We start from the raw sequence: 18,129 nt of genomic DNA, 5'->3' as shown, positions 1-18,129 counted from the left end.
CCTATCCCGATTCGCCGGATCACTCCCAGCGAAACATCCAGGTCGCCAGGGTCAGGAAAGCGACCGCCAGCGCCAGCAGCACGCCGATCTCCGGCAAGACCTCCACCACACCCGCCCCATCGATCATCACCGCGCGCGCCGCCGCGACCAGATGCGTCAGCGGCAACGCCTGCGAGACCCATTGCGCCGGCGCACTGGTGCCCTCCATCGAGAACCACACCCCAGACAGCAGCAGCATCGGCCAGGACAGCAGATTGAGCAGTCCATCGGCCAGTTCCTCGGTACGCAGACGTGCGGCGACGATCAGCCCCAGACTGATCAGACACAGCGACCCGGCGACATAGACCAGCGCCAGCGCCGCATAGGAACCGCGCATCGGCACGTCCAGCAGCCAGGCCGCGCCCAGATAGACGATCAGACTCGCCCCCAGCACCACCAGCAGCCGCGAGAGCACCTGCGCGGTCAGGAACTCCCAGGGACTCAGCGGCGTGGCCTTGAGCCGGCGCAGCACGCCGTTCTTGCGATAGCGCACGATCACCCAGCCCACACCCCACAGGCTAGAGAACAGGATGTTCATCGCCAGCACGCCCGGCAGTACCCAGTCGACATAGCGCAGAGCCGCGCCGCTCAGTGTCTGGCGTTCGGGTTCGGCATTCGTATTGGCGCCGGCCTCGATCCCGGATACTTCAGTATCTTCCGTTTCCGATGCCTCGGACACCAGCAAAAGTCGCTCGGCCAGATAGCCCTTGGCCGAGTCGTCATTGATCCAATAGCGCGGCGGCACCGCGCTCGGATCGAGCAGCAGATCCAGTTGATGGCGTTCGACCTTGACGATGGCCGCCGCCAGATCCGCCACGGGTACGGGGACGAAGGTCACATGCTCCAGTTCGAGTACGGGCGACTCGACCCCGCTCAGCGTATCGCCCGGCGTCAGCACGCCGATCTTGAGCAGATCGGACTGCTCGTCCTGGAAGATGAAGGCAAAGCCCAGTACCATCAGCAGCGGCATCAGGAGATTCCAGCCCAGACCGGCGCGATCACGGTAGAACTCCCGGTTGCGCGCGACCAGGATGGCGCGGATGCGTGTCCACATGGGTCAAGTCCTGAGTGTGTGTCCGGTGAGCTTGAGAAAGAGGTCTTCCAGATTGGGCGTGGCCACGCGCAGGGCGCTCAGATCGGCGCCGATGCGCTCCAGTTCGTCGAGCCGGGGCGCGACCTCCGCAGTCGGCAACTCGATCTCGCCGTTGCGTACCAGTGCCTCGGGCGGTAGCGGCACACCCGCCGGCCAGGCTGAGTCCGGCAGCCGGATCAAACGTGCCGGGAACCGGTCGCGAATCAGCGCTTCCGGTCGTCCCTCGACGAGGATTCGCCCCTGATCGACGATGGCGACCCGATCACACAGCCGCTCGGCTTCCTCCATATAGTGAGTCGTGATCAGCACCGTGGTCCCGCGCCGGCGTACCTGCTCGATCAGGCCCCAGAAATTGCGCCGCGACTGCGGATCGAGTCCGGTGGTCGGCTCATCGAGGAACACCAGCTCGGGATCATTGACCAGAGCGATGGCCAGCAGCAGCCGCTGACGCTGGCCGCCGGAGAGCTTGCGGGTGTCGCGGTCGAGGATGTCGCTCAGATGACAGAGCCGGATGAGCTCGTCGCGATCGGCATGGCGTCGATAGAGGCTGGCGAACATGGCCAGCGACTCGGCGACGGTCTGGAAGTCCTGGAGCGCCGTGGCCTGGAACTGGATGCCGATCGACTCGCTATCATCGCGCCCCAGCGGTCGCCCCTTGAACAGCACCTCTCCCGAGGTCGGGGTCTGGATGCCTTCGAGCATTTCAAGCGTGGTCGTCTTGCCCGCGCCGTTCGGCCCCAGCAGCCCGAAGCATTCGCCGGGCGCGACCTGGAAGCTGAGACCGTCGACCGCGCGCACGCCGCCGGGATAGAGACGGACCAGATTGCGGGCTTCGATCAAGGCGGTCATGGGTTGGGTTCCTTGTGTTTCAGCGCGAGGTGTTCCCTGGTATGCACACCAGCAGGATCAATGCGCTGTCCTAATTACGCGCATTGGATACCATCGTCAGGGATCAGCGATCAAGCGGTCAGGATGCGATAGACCTCGGCCAGTGAGGCATCATCGCCGACGTTGCCCGGAAAGATGACCACCGGCAGCTCGGGCAGGCGCGGATGATCGGCCGGACAGCACACCACCGGACAGCCGGGCAGGATCTGGCCGAGCACGCGCGCCGTGCGTAGCGCCAGCCCCTGACTGAGGGTGTCGTTCGAGGTGATGCCGCCCTTGCCGATCAGGAAACCGGTCTCGCGCGGCAGGTTCCGGACGATCCGCACCAGAAAGCCCGAGACCCGCTCGCCGAAGGCCAGACGCTCGGCCGTGGTCGGAAACCGGCGCTCGCCGCGGCTGGTATAGAGCACCAGATTACGGCTCTCGTGCTGGGCCGTCTCCAGACGGTCGATGATCGTCTCGAACAGCCCCTCCTCGTCCTGAACCAGACGCTCCAGATCGATCTCGACCGGCACCACGTCGGTCGTCTCGATCAGGGTCTGCAACTGCCGGCTCGACTTGGCCACATGCGAGCCGACCAGCACCACGCCGGGTCGTCCGCCGCGCACATAGGCCGACATGGACCGTGCCGCGACCGGCTGCGGCGGCAGGGCGGCAAAGGCGGTCAGGAGACTGGCCGCGCTGCGAAACAGAAAACGCTTGCCCTCCCCCACCGCCGCGAGCACCTGACGCGCGAAGCCGTCGAGATCGGCCTGACGCTCGGCATCGACCACACAGCAGCGGTTCCCGCTCAGGCTCAGCAGGCGCGCGCCGATCTCGCCCCGCACCTCGTCCAGACCGAAACGCTCGACCTCGCCGGCCTGGATGCGCCCGCCGGTCTTCTCCGCCACATAATCGGGCAGAAAGGCGTGCGTGAAACCGAAGACCGAATCGCGCGCGAATTCGGTCTCGTTGACCGGCACCGGCCGGCCGTCGACCAGCAGATAATGCACCCCATCGCGCGTGATCCGTCCGCCCTCGAAGAAGGCCGGCACCAGGAAATGCGCATCGAAGGGGCCAAGCTCCTCGGCGATGACATCGGTCTCGACCGGATAGTGACCGCGCAGCGTCGAATCCGAACGGCTGACGATCAACGGCCGGATCGGCTGCCCATCCCCCGCGAGCCGATCGAGCGCCGCACGCAGATTGACGCAGATCTCGCGCGTCACGGTCGCGGCCTGCGCAGCATCCAGACCGCGCGTGTTGCTCAACACGAAGAATAGGGATGACTCGTCGTTCAGCGCCTCGACGAGCGTCTCCACATCCCAGCGCGTCAGCAGCAGACAGGAATGCACCGTCTGACAGCCGGTCGGGTCGTCGTCGATGGCGATGATCTTGGTCGTAGGAGAATCGTTCATCAGCGGCTCCGCGAAAAGTTCTCAGGCACGAGGCTCGGGATGCGGCTGCCGGGGGGTGTCGGCCGCATGGATGCGGCCGTCAAGCCTACAGGGATGTATTCACGGCGTCCCCCCGGCAGCCGTACCCCGAGCCGCCCCGCTCCAACCTAAGCCGCCCGATCCGGACGCGCGCCCTCGGAATCCAGCAGCTCCAGCGCGCGCTGCTCCAGACTCTCGGGCGAGATACCGTTGTAGGCCATGATCTCGGCCGGGCTGGCGGTGGTCTCGCCGCGCTGCCAGCCGATCAGATCGCGTCCCGCCGCCCGCGAGCGCAACAGCACCGGCTCCAGAGCCACGGTCCCGCCGCCGCTCACCCCGATCAACGCCTCGCCCGCAAAGAGCGCCTCGAACTCCGCATCCGACATGAACCGTCCATCCGGCTGCGCACTGTGCGACCAGGCGACATCGCGCTCACGATAGAGCCGGCGCGGGTTGACCACGGCGACGATGCGCACCCGATAGCCAGCCGCTTCCAGCCGATCCTTGGCGGCGAACACCGGCTGGAACACCATGTCGCCCGTCACGGCGAAGACCAGGGTTCCGCGCCCCCCATGCGCCGATTCATACAAACAGATCGCCCCGCGCTCGATCGCCTCGCGCGCCTGATCGAGCGTGGTATGCACCGGCAACGCCGACTTGGAGGCCACGATACTGATGCACTTGTTGGACTGCTCGACCGCCCAGGCATAGGCGGCCTGGATCATGTTGGCGTCGGTCGGATAGAGCAGATAGACGTTGCCGTTGCGCACCTGACCACCGATGTAGTTCTCGATCTCGGGACGCTGATGGGTCCAGCCGTTGCGTCCCTGCTCCAGCGCACCGGCGGTGAACATCGACACCATCGCCGGTGTCTTGCGCCGCAGCTCGGCCATCGCCTGACCCACGGTCTGCACGATCGGCCAGCCGTTGATGGCGAAACTCTCGTAGGACAGCCACAGCGAACGTCCGCCGAAGAGCGCGATCCCGGCCGCAAGTCCGGCGCAGGCGTCCTCGTTCAGCGGCTCGTAGACCTGACCGCTCGGCGACTGGTTGTAGAGCGGATCGGCGGTCGGATGGCGGATCTTGAGCGCGTCGTTGATCGCCTTCATGGCCGAGGCTTCGTTGCCGTCGGCGTTGGTGACGACGAACAGCGGGTCGCGTCGACCCAGTTCGGCCACCAGGGTCGCCAGGGCGCCGGCCGGAACCGCCTGCTCGCCGCGTGCGAATTCGTGCAGCGGGAGTTGACCGATCTCGGGTAGTTGGCGCTCGAACTCCGTGACCACGGTCCGCGCGGCCGGCCCGCCGCCGGCGCGGCTCATGTTGGTCCGGATCAGTGCCCAGATCTCGGGCGCCAGGGCGCCGCGCTCCAGGGCGGCGGCGATGTTGGGTTTCTCGGCCGTGTCGCCCGGATAGAGATTGTGCGACTTGGCGCCGCTCGCGTGCACACCGGCGCCCTTGAGCTGCTTGAGGATCACCGCCGTCAGCGTCCCGCCGAGCGCCGATTCGGCGGCGGCGTGCATCCCTTCGAGCACCGCGCGCGAGAAGGCCAGCCGCGCCTCGGGACCGAAGAGCGTACTGTCGACATAGGGCCCTTCCTGCCCGGCGTCGTCGAAGTCCTTGGCGTCGATCAGGATCACACGCTCGAAGTCGTGCGCGCGCCAGTAGGCGATCATGGCGTCGTTGTCCATCCGCGACACCATCGAATGATGCTCCTGGCTGTAGCCGTTCCAGACCAGCACCGGCAGAAAGTTGGTCACTTCCGGGTAGGCGGTGTGGAAGTGCTTCATGGCCGAGAGGATGTAGGGCTCGCCGAGACCGCCGTCACCGATGGTGCAGGGAAAGAGCCGGTCGCGGTTGAGATAGGCCCCGGCCATGGCGAAGTGCTGGCCCTGACCGAGCGGACCGGCCGGGGCCAACAGTCCGGGAATCGCGCCCGAGAGATGACCCAGCAGACCGTCGCGCTCGCGAAAGCGCGCCTGAAGCTCGGTCATGGTGTGGATGCCCATGGATTCCAGTGAGCCGTCGAGGAACATGGCGCTGTAGAAACCGGGTGCGTGATGACCGACCTCGGTGACGATGTTGGTATGACCCAGCATCACCAGCGCCGCATAGGCATCGGCCGAGCTGGCGAAACCGCCCGGATGACCGGACTGTTTGGAGGCGCAGAGCTGGAGCGTCAGATAGCGCAGGGCATCGGCCGTCCACTGGGTCTGTTGCACGGCCGCGTCATCGATGACATCGATGGCCGCGCGACCCTCGCCGATCGCCGGTGTCCGGCCCAGGTGCTCGAAGTCGACCGGCAGTGCACCGAAATGCAGGATACCGTCGCGGAAATCGGGCTTGGCGCTGTCGTGACTGATCGGAGTGGCGGCTTGGGTCATGGGTCTCTCCCTCTCGGTCGGTATCGGTTGGGCGCGTAGCCCTTGGCGTTGGAGAGACTGTAGAGACGGCATTGATTTTTCGCAATAGAGGATAGATTTCACTATACGAAAATCCAGCAATTCATCAACGGAGCCGTCACCATGACCCCAGACACACCATCTCAACCCGCCGACACCCCGGAAGACAGCGCGCGAACCCCAGGCATCCAGGTCATCGACCGCGCCGCCGCCCTGCTCGACGCCATCGCCCGCTATCCCGAGCCGGTCAGTCTCAAGATCCTGGCCGCCGAGACCGGGCTGAACGTCTCGACCGCCCATCGCATCCTCGCGTCCCTGATCCAGAACCAGTTCGTCGAGAAGGATGCGGCCAGTCACTACCGGCTCGGTCGGCGTCTGCTGCAACTCGGCGTGCGGCTGCACGGCAACATCGATGTGCGCGCCCTCGCCCGCCCGGTCATGGAGGCGTTGCGCGACCGCTTTGGTGAAACCATCAATCTCACCATCCGCGAGGGTGATTCCGTGGTCTATATCGAGAAGGCCACGCCTAATCGCATGATCCACGTCCAGCAACTCATCGGCTCGCGCGCGCCCCTGCATGTGACGGCCGTCGGCAAGCTGATGCTGGGCGCGAGCGGTGAGGACGCCATCCGCGCCTATGCCCAGCGCACCAACCTGCCGGCCTACACCCGTAAACCCTGACGGCCCTGCCCGACCTGATCGCGGCCTGTCGCGAATCGCTCGCGCGCGGCTATGCGCTCGACGACGAGGAGGCCGAGATCGACGTCGGGTGCATCGGGGTCTTGATCCGCGATGGAACGGGCAATGTCAGCGCCGGGCTGTCGGTGTCGGCGCCGATCGCACGTCGGCGTCTGGAGTGGATCGAGGCGTTGATCGAGGCGGGTCGGAGTCTCTCGGCGCAGCTCGGCTATCGTGCCGATGGCGAGCAGTCCGCGCCGAAGCGGGAGAATGCCTGACGACTGCGCATTGTCATTGGCCGTCCGAACCCGGAGGACGAGAATGCGCGGCCATGAACAAGCCCTACACACTCCTTCTCGTCATCATTCTGCTGTCACTGCTGGCCGGGTGCGGACAGTCCGGTTCCGGCGCCGGCTCGAACACTGCCATGGCGCCCGATGGTCCGGGCATGGCCCTGATCGAGGCCGCCGAACAGGGCGACCTGAGCGCCGTCGAACAGCTTCTGGCGCGCAATCGCCAACCCAATGTCCGCGACAGTTGCGACTGGACGCCGCTCATGAAGGCCGCGCTCAACGGCCATGCCGCCATCGTGGAGCGTCTGCTCCAGGCCGGCGCCCAGGTCGACGCCATGGACTCGGGCGGCTATACGGCCATGATGCTCGCCGCCTCGAACAACCATGCCGCCATCGTGAAAACGCTGCTCGAACGCGGCGCCATGGTCGACCATCAGGAATCGACCATGGGCTGGACAGCCCTGATCTGGGCCGCCAAGCAAGGTCATGTCGCCGGCGTCAAGACACTGCTCGAACATAACGCCGACCGGACGCTCAAGGACTTCGACGGCAAGACCGCCGCCGATTGGGCAAGCGAGAGCGGACACGACGAGATCCTGGCCCTGCTGCGCTGAAATCATGCCGCCCGGCCACGCAACCGCTTGGGCTGGAGCGCGGTCGCGATTATGCTTGGCCTCATGCCGAGCCTCACCGAAAAACTGACCGAGCACGGATTCGAGTCCAACGACGACTACGAATTCCAGATCCGCTGTCTGCTCGAAACACCAACCTCAGGGATCCGCGCCCTGAACATCGAGGGCGACGGCGAGCGGCGCAAGACCGCCTTTGCCAACGCCCTCGCCCGCGCGCTCGACTTCCGGCAGATCCTCTATCACGACTTCACCGACACCCATCCGCCGTTGCCGGACGTGATCCTGCCGCCGAGCCGGGACGAACTCGGGCGCGAGGAACCGCCGATCGAGCCGTTCGACCGCATCGTCAGCGAAGCCTGCGCCCAAAGCGAGGGCGATCCGACCGTGCTGATCCTCGACCAGCTCCAGGCCGCCGACTTCCGCGAGCACATCCGTCTCCACCGTCTGATCAAGGACGGGTTCTGGGAGGTGCGCGGCGGCTCCTATTTCGCCGATCCCAACCGGCTCTTGCTCATCCTGATCTCGGAGCAACCGCTCTATCACTCCCTGCGCCAGGAGAGCTTCCGACTCTGGATCGGTCGCCAGTCCGAGCGCCAACTGGTTTATCATCCGGCGGACTTCGGTCTGGGGCCGGATGCGCAGCCCGTCTTCGATGCCCTGACCCGGTTGTTCGAGTCGCTCGGGGCCACACCGACACGCCGTGAATTCACGCGCCTGCTCGACGATCTCAGACTCCATGTGCGCACCCTCGAGCATCTGCGCCTGAGTCTCTACGGACGCCTGGAAGTGATCGAGCGGGAGGCGTTGAGCGATCCGCGTCTGCGGGAGACCCAGCACCGGATCCTGGAGGCTGCACGAAGCCGGCTCGTCACCGAGCACATCGAACTGTCGGGCGATCGATCAGACCCAGATCCGAACCAAGAACAGAGCTGACCGAACCGAACCGCGAACCGATTCCACCACACGGAGATCCCGCCATCATGAGTCGTAAGCAGCGTATCGAGACCCGGATCCAAGAGACCCTCGCGCCCCTGTATCTGGACGTGGTCGACGAGAGCTATATGCACGCCGTCCCGCCGGACTCCGAATCCCACTTCAAGCTCCTGGTCGTGAGCGAGACCTTCGAGGATGTCGCGTTGATCGAACGCCATCGCCGACTCAACGAACTGCTCGCCGACGAGTTCAGCCAGGGTCTGCATGCGCTGACCATGCACACCTGGACGCCGGAGGAATGGCAGGCCAAGGGCGGCGCGCCCGAATCGCCCCCCTGCCTGGGCGGAGGCAGGGACGCCGACGTCTGAATCCGACCGTGGGTGCGCCCCTCAGTCCGATCGCGGCACCGGGTGCGCCAGACCGATCTGCTTGATCCGCGCCAGAAAGGCCGCCGGCTCCAGGGCCGGCGCGCACAGATAGCCCTGGAACTCATGACACCCGGCATCCAGCAGGAACTGACGCTGGATGTCGGTCTCGACCCCCTCAGCGATCACCCGTAGCTTGAGCACGCCGGCCAGACCGATCACGGCCTTGGCGATGGCGGTATCGCTCTCGTCGTGCGGGATGTCGCGCACGAAAGACTGGTCGATCTTGAGCTTGTGGATCGGAAAGCGTTTCAGATAGGCCAGACTGGAGTAGCCGGTGCCGAAATCGTCGATCGACAACCGCACCCCAAGCGCTACCAGATCTTCGAGCCGGCGCAGTGTCTCCTCGACGTTGTGGATGAGGATGGACTCGGTGAGTTCCAGCTCCAGCCGCCCCGGCGGCAGCCCCGTCTCACCCAGGCACTGCGCCAGCGAGTCGATGAAGTTGGCCTGCTGGAACTGCGTCGCCGAGACGTTCACCGATAGCGCCAGCTCGATGCCCTGAGCATGCCAGCGCGCCCCCTGCCGGATCGCCTCGCGCAACACCCAACCGCCGAGCGCGACGATGAAGCCGGTCTCCTCGGCGATGGGGATGAAGCGTCCCGGCGAGAGTTGGCCCAGATTGGGATCCGTCCAGCGCACCAGGGCCTCGGCCCCGATCACCAGACCGCTCTGCAGATCGATCTGCGGCTGATAGGCGAGCCGGAAACAGCCCTGCTGCAGCGCCTCGCGCATGGCGTGATCGAGCTGCACCCGTTCGAGCAGATCGACATTCATCTGGCGCTGATAGAAACAGCAATCGCCCCGACCGTGCTCCTTGACGTGATACATGGCGCTGTCGGCGTTCTTGATCAGGTCGTCGAGCGTCTCGCCGTCCTCCGGGTAGAGCGCGATGCCGATACTGCACGAGAGCGAGAACTTCAGCCCGTCGAGCTCGAAGGGCTGGGCCATGATCTCCAGCAACCGGCGCGCGACCAGTTCGGCCTCACGGGCCTCGACCCGATGCAGCAGGAGCACGAACTCGTCGCCCCCCAGACGCGCAATGGTGTCGACATGACGCAGACACTGCTGGATGCGCCGCGCCACCTCGATCAGCACCCGGTCGCCGAAGACGTGCCCCAGCGAATCGTTGATGTGCTTGAAGCGGTCGATGTCGATGAAGAGCACGGCGAAGCGTGTGTCCTCGCGCCGGGCCATCTCGATGCTGAACTCCAGCCGCTCGGTGAGCCGGAGCCGGTTCGGCAGTCCGGTCAGGGCGTCGTTGAAGGCCAGTTGCTCGATACGCCGGCGCGCCTCCACCGTCTCGGACAGATCCTTGACGAAGCCGACATAGTGAACGGGTTGCCCCGCGTCATCCGGCACCCGTATCAGCGAGACCAGACAGGGGATGGTCGAACCATTGGCATGACGCTGCTCGATCTCGCCCTGCCAGTGACCGCAGCGGTCGAGCGCCGCCCGGATGTCCGGGTCGAGCGTCTCGTCGGACCGGAGCCGCAGCGAGGCATCGAGCCGCTGACCGATCAGCTCGACGCCGGTGCGGCCGGTCATGCCCTCACCCGCCGGATTGACGGCCACGATCCCGAACTCGGGGTCGGTGACGAAGATGGCGTCCAGACTGGCCTCGAACACGCGCGCCGCGAGCTTCAGCCCCTGCTCGTCCTGCAGGCGCTGGGTGATGTCGCGGAACGCATAGACGCGCCCGATGGGACGCCCGCGTGCGTACTGCGGCAGGGTCACGCGCTCCAGCACACGCCCCCGGCGCAGGGTCAGCAGGTCCGAGGCCTCCAGCAGGGGATTCTGGGCAATGGCCTGGAGACGCACGGCATAACCCTCGGCATCGAGCACCTCGCGCGCCATCCAGTCGTGGATTCCTGCATCGTTGCGCTCGGTCAGGAGCGCGGCGGGCAGACCCCACAATTCGGCGAAGCGCTGATTGAAGCTGCGGATCGCGCCATCGAGGTCCGTGACCAGGATGCCGTCGGCGCTCGATTCCAGGGTCGCGCGCAGTTCGGCGACCAGTTTCTCGAGTTCGTTCTCGACCGCGCGCCGCTCGCTCTGATTGGAGAAACAGGCCAGATAGAGACATCGGCCATCCGGGCAGGACACCCGCCCGACCCGACGCAGAACCATCACCAGGGTTCCGTCCCGGCGACGCAGCAGCGTCTCCGAGATCAGGGTATCGCCGCGACCGGCGGCCACGTCCTCCCAGAAGAACAGATCTTCCGGTGTACAGGCCAATTCGCTCACGGGCCGCCCGATCAGGGAGGCGCGATCCTGACCGAGCAGATCCTCGGCCGCCCGATTGACGGCCAGCAGACGCTGATCACCTGCATCAACCAGCCACACCGCTTCGATCAGCTCGTCGATGAGCGCTTGTGCAAGGTCGAGATCGGTGGTCAAGTCGTCATCCTCGGCACCCTGGCCAGTGGTGGACCTGCAAGATGTCCCGGATCATGGCGGCTTGGGACGATCCATGGATTCGCGCGCACGCTCGAAAAAATAGCAGATCCGCTGACGCGGCAGCAGATAATCGAAGACCGCGCGCGGCAGTTGCAGCGGTTTCAGGCTCTGACGGATACTCAACTTCTCTTCGTGTTCGAGGTCGACCAGGAGCGCCTCCTCGCGCGGAATCCTGGGTTCATGGACGATCACCCGCGGCTTGAGTGGACGCGCGGCGTTCACCGAGACCACCAGCGCATGACGCCCGTCGCTGAGCACCACCACCGAACCGGGCGGATAGACGCCCATCATGCGGATGAAGACGGCCAGAATGTCCGCGTCGAACTTGTCGCGTGACTGAGCGAACATCAACGACAGCGCCTGATGCGGCGTGATGGCCGCCACCGGATTGGACGGATTGCACAGCATGTCGTAATGATTGACCAGGGCCACGATGCGCGACGGATAGGTCAACTGCTCACCGCGCAGACGTCCCGGAAAGCCGCTCCCGTCCACGTATTCGTGATGCTGGGCGATGATCGCGCCGATCTCGGCGTCCAGTCCCATGCGCGCGGCCAGCTCGACGCCATGCTCGACATGGCGCTGGAACAGCTTGCGTTCGGCGGCGCTGACCACGGCGTCACGCCAGCGCAGACGCTCGGGCAACGCGACCTTGCCGATGTCGTGCAGCAGGGCGCCGAGCGCGAGCCGATCGAGCGCGGCGGCGTCCAGACCGAGACGCTGGCCGAGCAGCAGCGCGATGACGGAGACATTGATCGCATGCAGCGAGATCTGTTCGCCGGCCTGCTCCGACAGCAGACGAATACAGGACTCACCCTGATCGAGCAGCCTCCGGACCAGACCATCGGCCATGGCCCGCGCCCGCTCGTATGCCAGTTCGGGCTGCGCGCACGCGAGCTTGAGGATGTCGCGAAAGGCGCGCGCGGCATCGGCGAACTCGCGCTCACAGCGGGCCAGACTGGCCTGCTGGTCCAACAGGAGGCGGCGTTGCTGCTCGGCCGGCGTGGGTGGCGCGACCGGTGTTTCGAGCCTGACCACCGGATCGGCGGATGCGGGCGGATCGCTGAGTTCGGGCGACCAGCGCAACCGCTTCAGGCCGAGTCCGCGAATGGTCTCGATCTGGCTCTCGGAGTCGATCTTGAAGTTGTTGAGCGCGAACGGATGGCCCATCCAGCCGAGATCCAGATAGATGTACAGACCGACACGCAGCTCGTCGACATCGATGAATTGGGCCTGGATATCACTCATGTCCGCCTCTCCGTGGGCCTGGTCGGGTGGACCGGCGCTCAAGGTCTCGGCTCGCGCGCGCCCCGTTCCAGGCGATCGCGGGCGAGCCTGGCCTCGGTGCTGTTCGGATAGTCGCGGACCACGCGCTCCAGGGTCGCCCTGGCCTGCTCGACGGCGTTCTGCTCGTACTGGATGAAGCCGATCTTGAGCAGCGCGCCCGGTACCTTGGCGCTGGTCGGACTGAGCTGGACCAGCCGGTCGTATTCGGCCAGGGCGGCCGGATACTCGCGCAGCACATAGTAGGTCTCGCCGAGCCAGTAGCGGGCGTTGTCGGAGTATTCGCCCTGAGGATAGCGGCGCAGGAGTTCGTTGAAGGCGGTCTTGGCCTCCTGGTATTGGCGCTCCTTGAGATGCTCGAAGGCCTGGCTGTAGAGATCGCGCTCGCCGGCCCCCTGGGTCTCGGGCGCGGGCAGGGATGGAATCCCGGTCGCCCCCGGACTCGCGGGCACGGGCGGCGTCACGAGATTCCCGGATGGGTTCGCGCCGGGCGGTGCGTCCAGTCCCGTACCGCTCGCATCCACGACGCCGGGCGGGAGTGTCGACTCCGCCGTCCCGCCGCCATCCGGCCCGGATGCGCGTCCGGTACCGGCGAGCCGTGCGTCGAGATCCAGGAACTGATCGCGCTGCTGGCGCTGGAGCCGGTCGATGTCGAAGCGCTGCTGCTCGACCATGCCGCGCAGTTCCTGCACCTCGCTTTGCAGACGCTGCATCTGGAGCAGCAGATCCGAGCCGCTCTGGTTCTCCAGGATGCGTTCGAGACGCCCGATGCGGCCCTCGAGTTCAGGTTGGGCGGCCCCGAGACTGGGCATGATCAGTCCACCCAGGGCCAGCATGGCTGGAAACGATAGAGATCGAACGGACGGCGGCATGGGGCTCACCTCAGTACTGGATGATGACGCGACGGTTCAGGCGCCAGGACGCCTCGCTGTGTCCGGGGTCGGCCGGACGCTCCTCGCCATAGCTCAGGGTCGCGAGCTGCTTGGCCGGAACACCCTCGGCGAGCATGAAGCGGCGCACGGCCTCGGCGCGCTGGTCGCCCAGGGCCAGATTGTATTCGCGCGTGCCGCGCTCGTCGGTATGTCCTTCCAGGGTGACGCGCGTACCGGGCTGGCTGCCGAGATAGCGCGCATGGGTGCGGATCAGGGTGAGGTACTGCGGCTTGATCTCAGCGTTGTCGTAATCGAAATAGATGGTGCGCTCGTAGAGCGGACTGGACGGGTCTTCCCAGGGACCGGCATAGGTCGGGCGGGTGGACTCCAGTGGCGCCGTGGTCGCGGCGCCTCCGACGGTCGGCGTCGGCATGGATGCGGACGTGTCGCCCGGCGCGGGCTTGGAGGCGCAACCGGCGAGTCCGGCGCCGGACAGGATCAGGAGCAGCGCGGCCAGGTGCGTGGTGCGGGATGCAGTCATTTCGTGGATTCTCCTGATGAATGGATAGTCTATCTTGCCGAAAGCGCTCGCCGGGCGGCAACACGGCCTCAGCGTCGGTTTCAACGTCTCAGCGGCGACCAGGCCGGTTCGCGCACCTGTCCCGAGTCCTGGGTGAGACGCTGACTGCCGCCGCCCTCGACCGAGGCGGTCTCCAGCACACCGCGACCGCCGTGGATGGCGGCATAGATGACCATGGCGCCGTTGGGCGCGAAACTCGGCGACTCATCCAGATCACCGCGACTGAGCAGGCGCGTCACGCCGCGCGCCGGATCCAGCACCCCGATCCGAAAGGCGCCGTTGACGCGCGTGACCATGACGATCGAGCGTCCGTCCGGCGCATAGGACGCCCGTCCATTGTAGTTGCCTTCGCGGCTGATGCGCTCGGCCGCACCGCCCGTGGCGGCCATGCGATAGATCTGCGGACTGCCGCCCCGATCCGAGGTGAAGATGATCGACTGGCCGTCGGGCGACCAGGACGGCTCGGTGTCGATCGCGTAGTGATCGGTGAGCCGGGTGAGTTCGCGGCTGAGCAGATTGAGACTGTAGATGTCGGGATTGCCGTCCTTGGAGAGCGTCATCGCCAGGCGCGTGCCGTCGGGCGAGAAGGCCGGCGAGCCGTTGATGCCCGGATGGCCGGCGACCAGCTCGCGCCGCCCTGAGCTGAGTTCCTGGATATAGATGGCTGCGCGCTTGTTCTCGAACGAGACATAGGCGAGCCGCCGGCCGTCCGGCGACCAGGCGGGCGACATGAGCGGTTCGGCCGAGGAGACGATGGTCTGCGGATTGTAGCCGTCGGCATCGGCCACGCGCAGGGTCACGGTCAGGTTGTCGCCACTGCCGGTGGAGGTGATATAGGCGATGCGGGTCGCGGCCACGCCCGGCTGGCCGGTGAGCTTTTCATAGATGTCGTCGGCGATGCGGTGCGCGGTCTGGCGCATCCCGGACTTGGTGCTGACCAGACTGGAGCCGGCCAGCTCGGTGCCGCGAAAGACGTCGAACAGGCTGAAGCTGACCCGATAGCCCGTGGGGTCCGGTTCGATCCGGCCGATGACCAGGTTGTTCATGCCGAGCAGGCTCCAGTCCCGGAAGTCGACTTCCTCGCGCGTGGTCGGCATGTCGAGCATGTCGCGGGTCGGCATCGGTCGGAAGTGCCCGGTACGGGCGAGATCGGCGCCGATGATGGCGGCCATGTCGACCGGCGGGATTCCGCCCTCAGCGGCGCCGAAGGGGACGATGGCGATGGGCTGGGCGGCCTCGACTCCGCCTGTAATCTCAATCGTCAGTTGGGCGGAAGCGGAGTAAATCGGAAGTAAACAAATGACGAGGAAAAACTTCATCCATCGACGCTTGCCTGAAATCATCACGCTTTATCTCCTGGGCCTGAAATTAAATCGGAATTGTCGAAAATTTTCGAACTCTGGACCATCCGGCACAGGAAGAGGACTGGCCTTATTTACAGCTGCTAGCACTGATTGCTCGAAAAGCGCGCTTCCATTGCTTTGAATAATCCGTGCCTCTATGACATCTCCGCTTTGAGTAAGGCGTACAAGAACGAGAGCCTCAGAGGACACATCCTGATTTAATTCAGTGGGCCTTATCCAGTATTGTTCGACATGCAAGCCAATCCTTTCGCCATACGCTTTAGTGGCTTCGGTGATTCCTTGGTTCGCACGATCATAGCTGACCGGAGACTCTTCTTCAGCCAGTTGCAGCTGCAACATATCTTCGGCCAGACGACGTTCTTCCTCCTGCGCCAGCCGCTCCGCTTCCTCGGCGAGCTGCTGTCGACGTTCGCGTTCCAGTTCCGCTTCCAACCGCGCCGCTTCCTCGGCGGCCAGTCGCTCGGCTTCCTGGCGCAGACGTTCGCGTTCGGCCTCCATGCGCCGTGCCTCCTGCTCGGCACGCTCGCGCGCTTCTCGGGCCAGACGTTCCTCTTCCGCCCGTTGGCGTTCAAGTTCGGCCAGACGACGCGCTTCTTCCTCGGCACGCGCGCGGACCTCGGCTTCCTGCTCGGCGCGGCGGCGTGCCTGAGCCTGCTCTTCGGCGAGACGCTGGGCTTCCAGTTCGGCCTGACGCTGCGCCTCGCGCTCCAGGGCTTCGCGCCGGGCCGCGTCCTCGGCCTCGCGTCGAGCGGCTTCCTGTGCCTCGCGCTGGGCGGCCAGCTCAGCCGCGCGACGAGCCTCTTCCTCAGCGGCGAGACGCTGGGCCTCCAGCTCGGCCGGATCGGGTTCGGGTGGTTGCGGCTCGGATGGCTCAGACCGAGTGGGACGTTCGGCCTCGGTAGAATCGGATGCAGGTAACTCAGGCTCGGGCAGATCCGGAACCGGCGTCTCGACCCCAGTGTCCGTCTGCGGCGTCGAACCCATCGGAGATCCAGCCGTGCCGGTCTCCAGATCGGACACCAGCGCCTCCAGCGCCCGATCCGAGACCAGACTCGCCTGGACAACACGCGCCTTGGAGCCGATGTCCGGCTTGGGCTTCAGGACATCGATCCCGACGAAGAACAGCAGCGCAAAGAACAGATGCAGTCCGAGCGACCAGTAGAAGGCGCGCGGATTGACGCGCAGGATCTCCCACATGGTCAGGGCTCGCGGCGCTCCGGCGGCACGGTGATCAGACCGACCTCGGGCGCGCCGGCCTTCTGGGCGATGGCCATGGCACGCACCACGCGCCCATAGTCGACGCTGTTGTCGCCCCGCACCAGGATCGGCGTGTCGGGCTGGTATTCGAGCACCACCCGCAGACGGTCATAGAGGATCTGATCGCTCGCCGGCTGATGCTTCTCGGCGCCGACGTCGATGTAATAGTCGCCGAACTGATCGACGGTGATGACGACCGACTCCGTGGCCGGTCCGGTGATGGCGCCGGTCTTGACCTGAGGCAGACTGACCTTGACCCCGCTGGTGATGAGCGGCGCCGTGACCATGAAGATGACCAGCAGCACCAGCATCACGTCGATATAGGGCACGACGTTGATCTCGGCCATGAGACGACGGCGGGTGCGGCGGCGACTGTGCTTGACCATGTGTCGAAGCCCCCTGCCCCGCTCAGCCGCGCCCCTGGCGCTGGAGCAGGGTCGCGAACTCCTCGGCGAACTCCTCGTAGCGGTTGTTGAGCCGCTCGACCTGATTGGAGTAACGGTTGTAGGCGATGACCGCCGGAATGGCGGCGAACAATCCGATGGCGGTGGCGACCAGCGCCTCCGAGATGCCGGGCGCGACCAGCGCCAGGGTCGCCTGCTCGACGTTGCCGAGTGCATGGAAGGACTGCATGATGCCCCAGACGGTACCGAACAGCCCGATATAGGGACTGGTCGAACCGACGGTGGCCAGGAAGGCCAGATTGGTTTCGAGACGGTCCATCTCGCGGCTCAGGGCCACGCGCATCGAGCGCTCGGCCCCTTGCAGCACTGACGGCATATCGGTGTCCTCGACCTTGCGCAGCCGCACGAACTCCTTGAAACCGGCGCGAAAGATCACCGCCAGCCCCTGACCGCCCTTCTCGTCCTGACTCAGCTCCTTGTAGAGCGCCCCCAGATCGCCGCCGGACCAGAAGCGCTCCTCGAAGCGGTCGGCCAGCTTGCGCGCGCGCCCGAGGACGCGGGCACGGTCCAGGATCATGGTCCAGGAGATGACCGAAGCGACCACCAGCACCAGCAGCACCAGTTGCACCACCAGGCTGGCATTGAGGATCAGAGCGAAGAGGGACAGATCGGATGTCATGGGATTTTTTACTCAGATCGCCGCCGCCAGCCGGTCCGGCAGACGGCGCGGACGCAGGGTCGCCGCATCGATACAAGCCACCTTGACCGAACCGCGACAGCAGACGGCCTGATCGGTGACGCGCAGGATATTTTGCTCGAACTCCAGGCTGGCGCCGCCCTTGTGGGTGAGACTGGAACGCACCGTCAGCAGCTCATTGAAGCGCGCCGGGGTCAGATACTTGAGATCGACCGCTGTGACCGCGAAGACGACGCCCTGTTCCGCGCGCAACTGGTCCTGCTCGAAGCCGAGCGCGCGCAGCCATTCGGTACGGCCACGCTCCATGAAGCGCAGATAGTTGGCATAGAAGACGACGCCGCCGGCGTCCGTGTCTTCGTAATAGACACGCACCGGCCAGTCGAAACCGGAGCGGGGGGAATCTTCCGTCGACATCG

At 65.7% G+C, this 18,129-nt stretch carries 18 protein-coding genes; 5 read left to right on the top strand and 13 right to left on the bottom strand.

Features of this window, described 5'->3' with window-relative positions; all coding sequences use genetic code 11:
• Nucleotides 1-19: 19 nt before the first annotated feature.
• The 4 genes from Atep_RS15115 to Atep_RS15100 form a co-directional block, all read right to left on the bottom strand.
• On the bottom strand, nt 20-1,093 hold the full coding sequence (locus Atep_RS15115) for an ABC transporter permease (protein ID WP_213379268.1): 1,074 nt from the start codon (nt 1,091-1,093) through the stop codon (nt 20-22).
• Nucleotides 1,094-1,096: 3 nt separating this feature from the next.
• Nucleotides 1,097-1,981: an ABC transporter ATP-binding protein gene (locus Atep_RS15110; RefSeq protein ID WP_213379266.1), complete on the bottom strand. Its 885-nt coding sequence runs from the start codon at nt 1,979-1,981 to the stop codon at nt 1,097-1,099.
• A gap of 110 nt (nt 1,982-2,091) precedes the next feature.
• Nucleotides 2,092-3,417, bottom strand: a complete 1,326-nt coding sequence (locus tag Atep_RS15105) for a four-carbon acid sugar kinase family protein (RefSeq protein WP_213379264.1) — start codon at nt 3,415-3,417, stop codon at nt 2,092-2,094.
• 146 nt (nt 3,418-3,563) lie between these two features.
• A complete protein-coding gene (locus Atep_RS15100) occupies nt 3,564-5,816 on the bottom strand; it encodes a phosphoketolase family protein (protein ID WP_213379262.1) in 2,253 nt (750 codons plus the stop codon).
• A 141-nt stretch (nt 5,817-5,957) separates the two neighbouring features.
• Here Atep_RS15100 and Atep_RS15095 point away from each other — a divergent pair, with 141 nt between their 5' ends.
• From Atep_RS15095 to Atep_RS15080, 5 genes are all read left to right on the top strand, one after another.
• Nucleotides 5,958-6,515, top strand: coding sequence for an IclR family transcriptional regulator (locus tag Atep_RS15095; RefSeq protein ID WP_272876296.1), 558 nt, complete (start codon nt 5,958-5,960; stop codon nt 6,513-6,515).
• Complete coding sequence (locus tag Atep_RS17200) at nt 6,512-6,790, top strand: IclR family transcriptional regulator domain-containing protein (protein WP_419467503.1); 279 nt, start codon at nt 6,512-6,514, stop codon at nt 6,788-6,790. Before Atep_RS15095 ends, Atep_RS17200 begins: the two co-directional genes overlap by 4 nt.
• A gap of 53 nt (nt 6,791-6,843) precedes the next feature.
• Nucleotides 6,844-7,419: an ankyrin repeat domain-containing protein gene (locus Atep_RS15090; RefSeq protein ID WP_213379260.1), complete on the top strand. Its 576-nt coding sequence runs from the start codon at nt 6,844-6,846 to the stop codon at nt 7,417-7,419.
• A gap of 63 nt (nt 7,420-7,482) precedes the next feature.
• A complete protein-coding gene (locus tag Atep_RS15085) occupies nt 7,483-8,370 on the top strand; it encodes a hypothetical protein (RefSeq protein ID WP_213381800.1) in 888 nt (295 codons plus the stop codon).
• A gap of 47 nt (nt 8,371-8,417) precedes the next feature.
• A complete protein-coding gene (locus tag Atep_RS15080) occupies nt 8,418-8,738 on the top strand; it encodes a BolA family protein (protein ID WP_213379258.1) in 321 nt (106 codons plus the stop codon).
• A gap of 21 nt (nt 8,739-8,759) precedes the next feature.
• On the opposite strand, the gene Atep_RS15075 is transcribed toward Atep_RS15080, so the two are convergent.
• The 9 genes from Atep_RS15075 to ybgC form a co-directional block, all read right to left on the bottom strand.
• Nucleotides 8,760-11,195: a sensor domain-containing protein gene (locus Atep_RS15075; protein ID WP_213379256.1), complete on the bottom strand. Its 2,436-nt coding sequence runs from the start codon at nt 11,193-11,195 to the stop codon at nt 8,760-8,762.
• A 51-nt stretch (nt 11,196-11,246) separates the two neighbouring features.
• A complete protein-coding gene (locus Atep_RS15070; protein ID WP_213379254.1) occupies nt 11,247-12,503 on the bottom strand; it encodes an HD-GYP domain-containing protein in 1,257 nt (418 codons plus the stop codon).
• Nucleotides 12,504-12,541: 38 nt separating this feature from the next.
• On the bottom strand, nt 12,542-13,375 hold the full coding sequence (gene ybgF, locus Atep_RS15065) for a tol-pal system protein YbgF (RefSeq protein WP_236786275.1): 834 nt from the start codon (nt 13,373-13,375) through the stop codon (nt 12,542-12,544).
• 46 nt (nt 13,376-13,421) lie between these two features.
• Entirely contained in the window at nt 13,422-13,952 is a 531-nt protein-coding gene (gene pal / locus Atep_RS15060) for a peptidoglycan-associated lipoprotein Pal (RefSeq protein ID WP_213379250.1), read from the bottom strand.
• Between the two features lie 80 nt (nt 13,953-14,032).
• On the bottom strand, nt 14,033-15,310 hold the full coding sequence (tolB, locus tag Atep_RS15055; RefSeq protein ID WP_213379249.1) for a Tol-Pal system beta propeller repeat protein TolB: 1,278 nt from the start codon (nt 15,308-15,310) through the stop codon (nt 14,033-14,035).
• Between the two features lie 30 nt (nt 15,311-15,340).
• A complete protein-coding gene (gene tolA, locus Atep_RS15050) occupies nt 15,341-16,552 on the bottom strand; it encodes a cell envelope integrity protein TolA (RefSeq protein ID WP_213379248.1) in 1,212 nt (403 codons plus the stop codon).
• 2 nt (nt 16,553-16,554) lie between these two features.
• Complete coding sequence (tolR, locus tag Atep_RS15045; RefSeq protein ID WP_213379247.1) at nt 16,555-16,998, bottom strand: protein TolR; 444 nt, start codon at nt 16,996-16,998, stop codon at nt 16,555-16,557.
• 22 nt (nt 16,999-17,020) lie between these two features.
• Entirely contained in the window at nt 17,021-17,695 is a 675-nt protein-coding gene (gene tolQ / locus Atep_RS15040; RefSeq protein ID WP_213379246.1) for a protein TolQ, read from the bottom strand.
• Nucleotides 17,696-17,707: 12 nt separating this feature from the next.
• Nucleotides 17,708-18,127 carry a tol-pal system-associated acyl-CoA thioesterase gene (gene ybgC / locus Atep_RS15035; RefSeq protein WP_213379245.1) on the bottom strand — a complete coding sequence of 140 codons (420 nt, stop codon included), beginning with the start codon at nt 18,125-18,127 and terminating at the stop codon, nt 17,708-17,710.
• Nucleotides 18,128-18,129 lie beyond the last annotated feature (2 nt).

This window comes from Allochromatium tepidum (assembly GCF_018409545.1).
GTDB classification, from domain to species: domain Bacteria; phylum Pseudomonadota; class Gammaproteobacteria; order Chromatiales; family Chromatiaceae; genus Thermochromatium; species Thermochromatium tepidum_A.
Note: the sequence above shows the minus strand (reverse complement) of the source record. Positions and strands in the feature narration are given on the sequence as shown.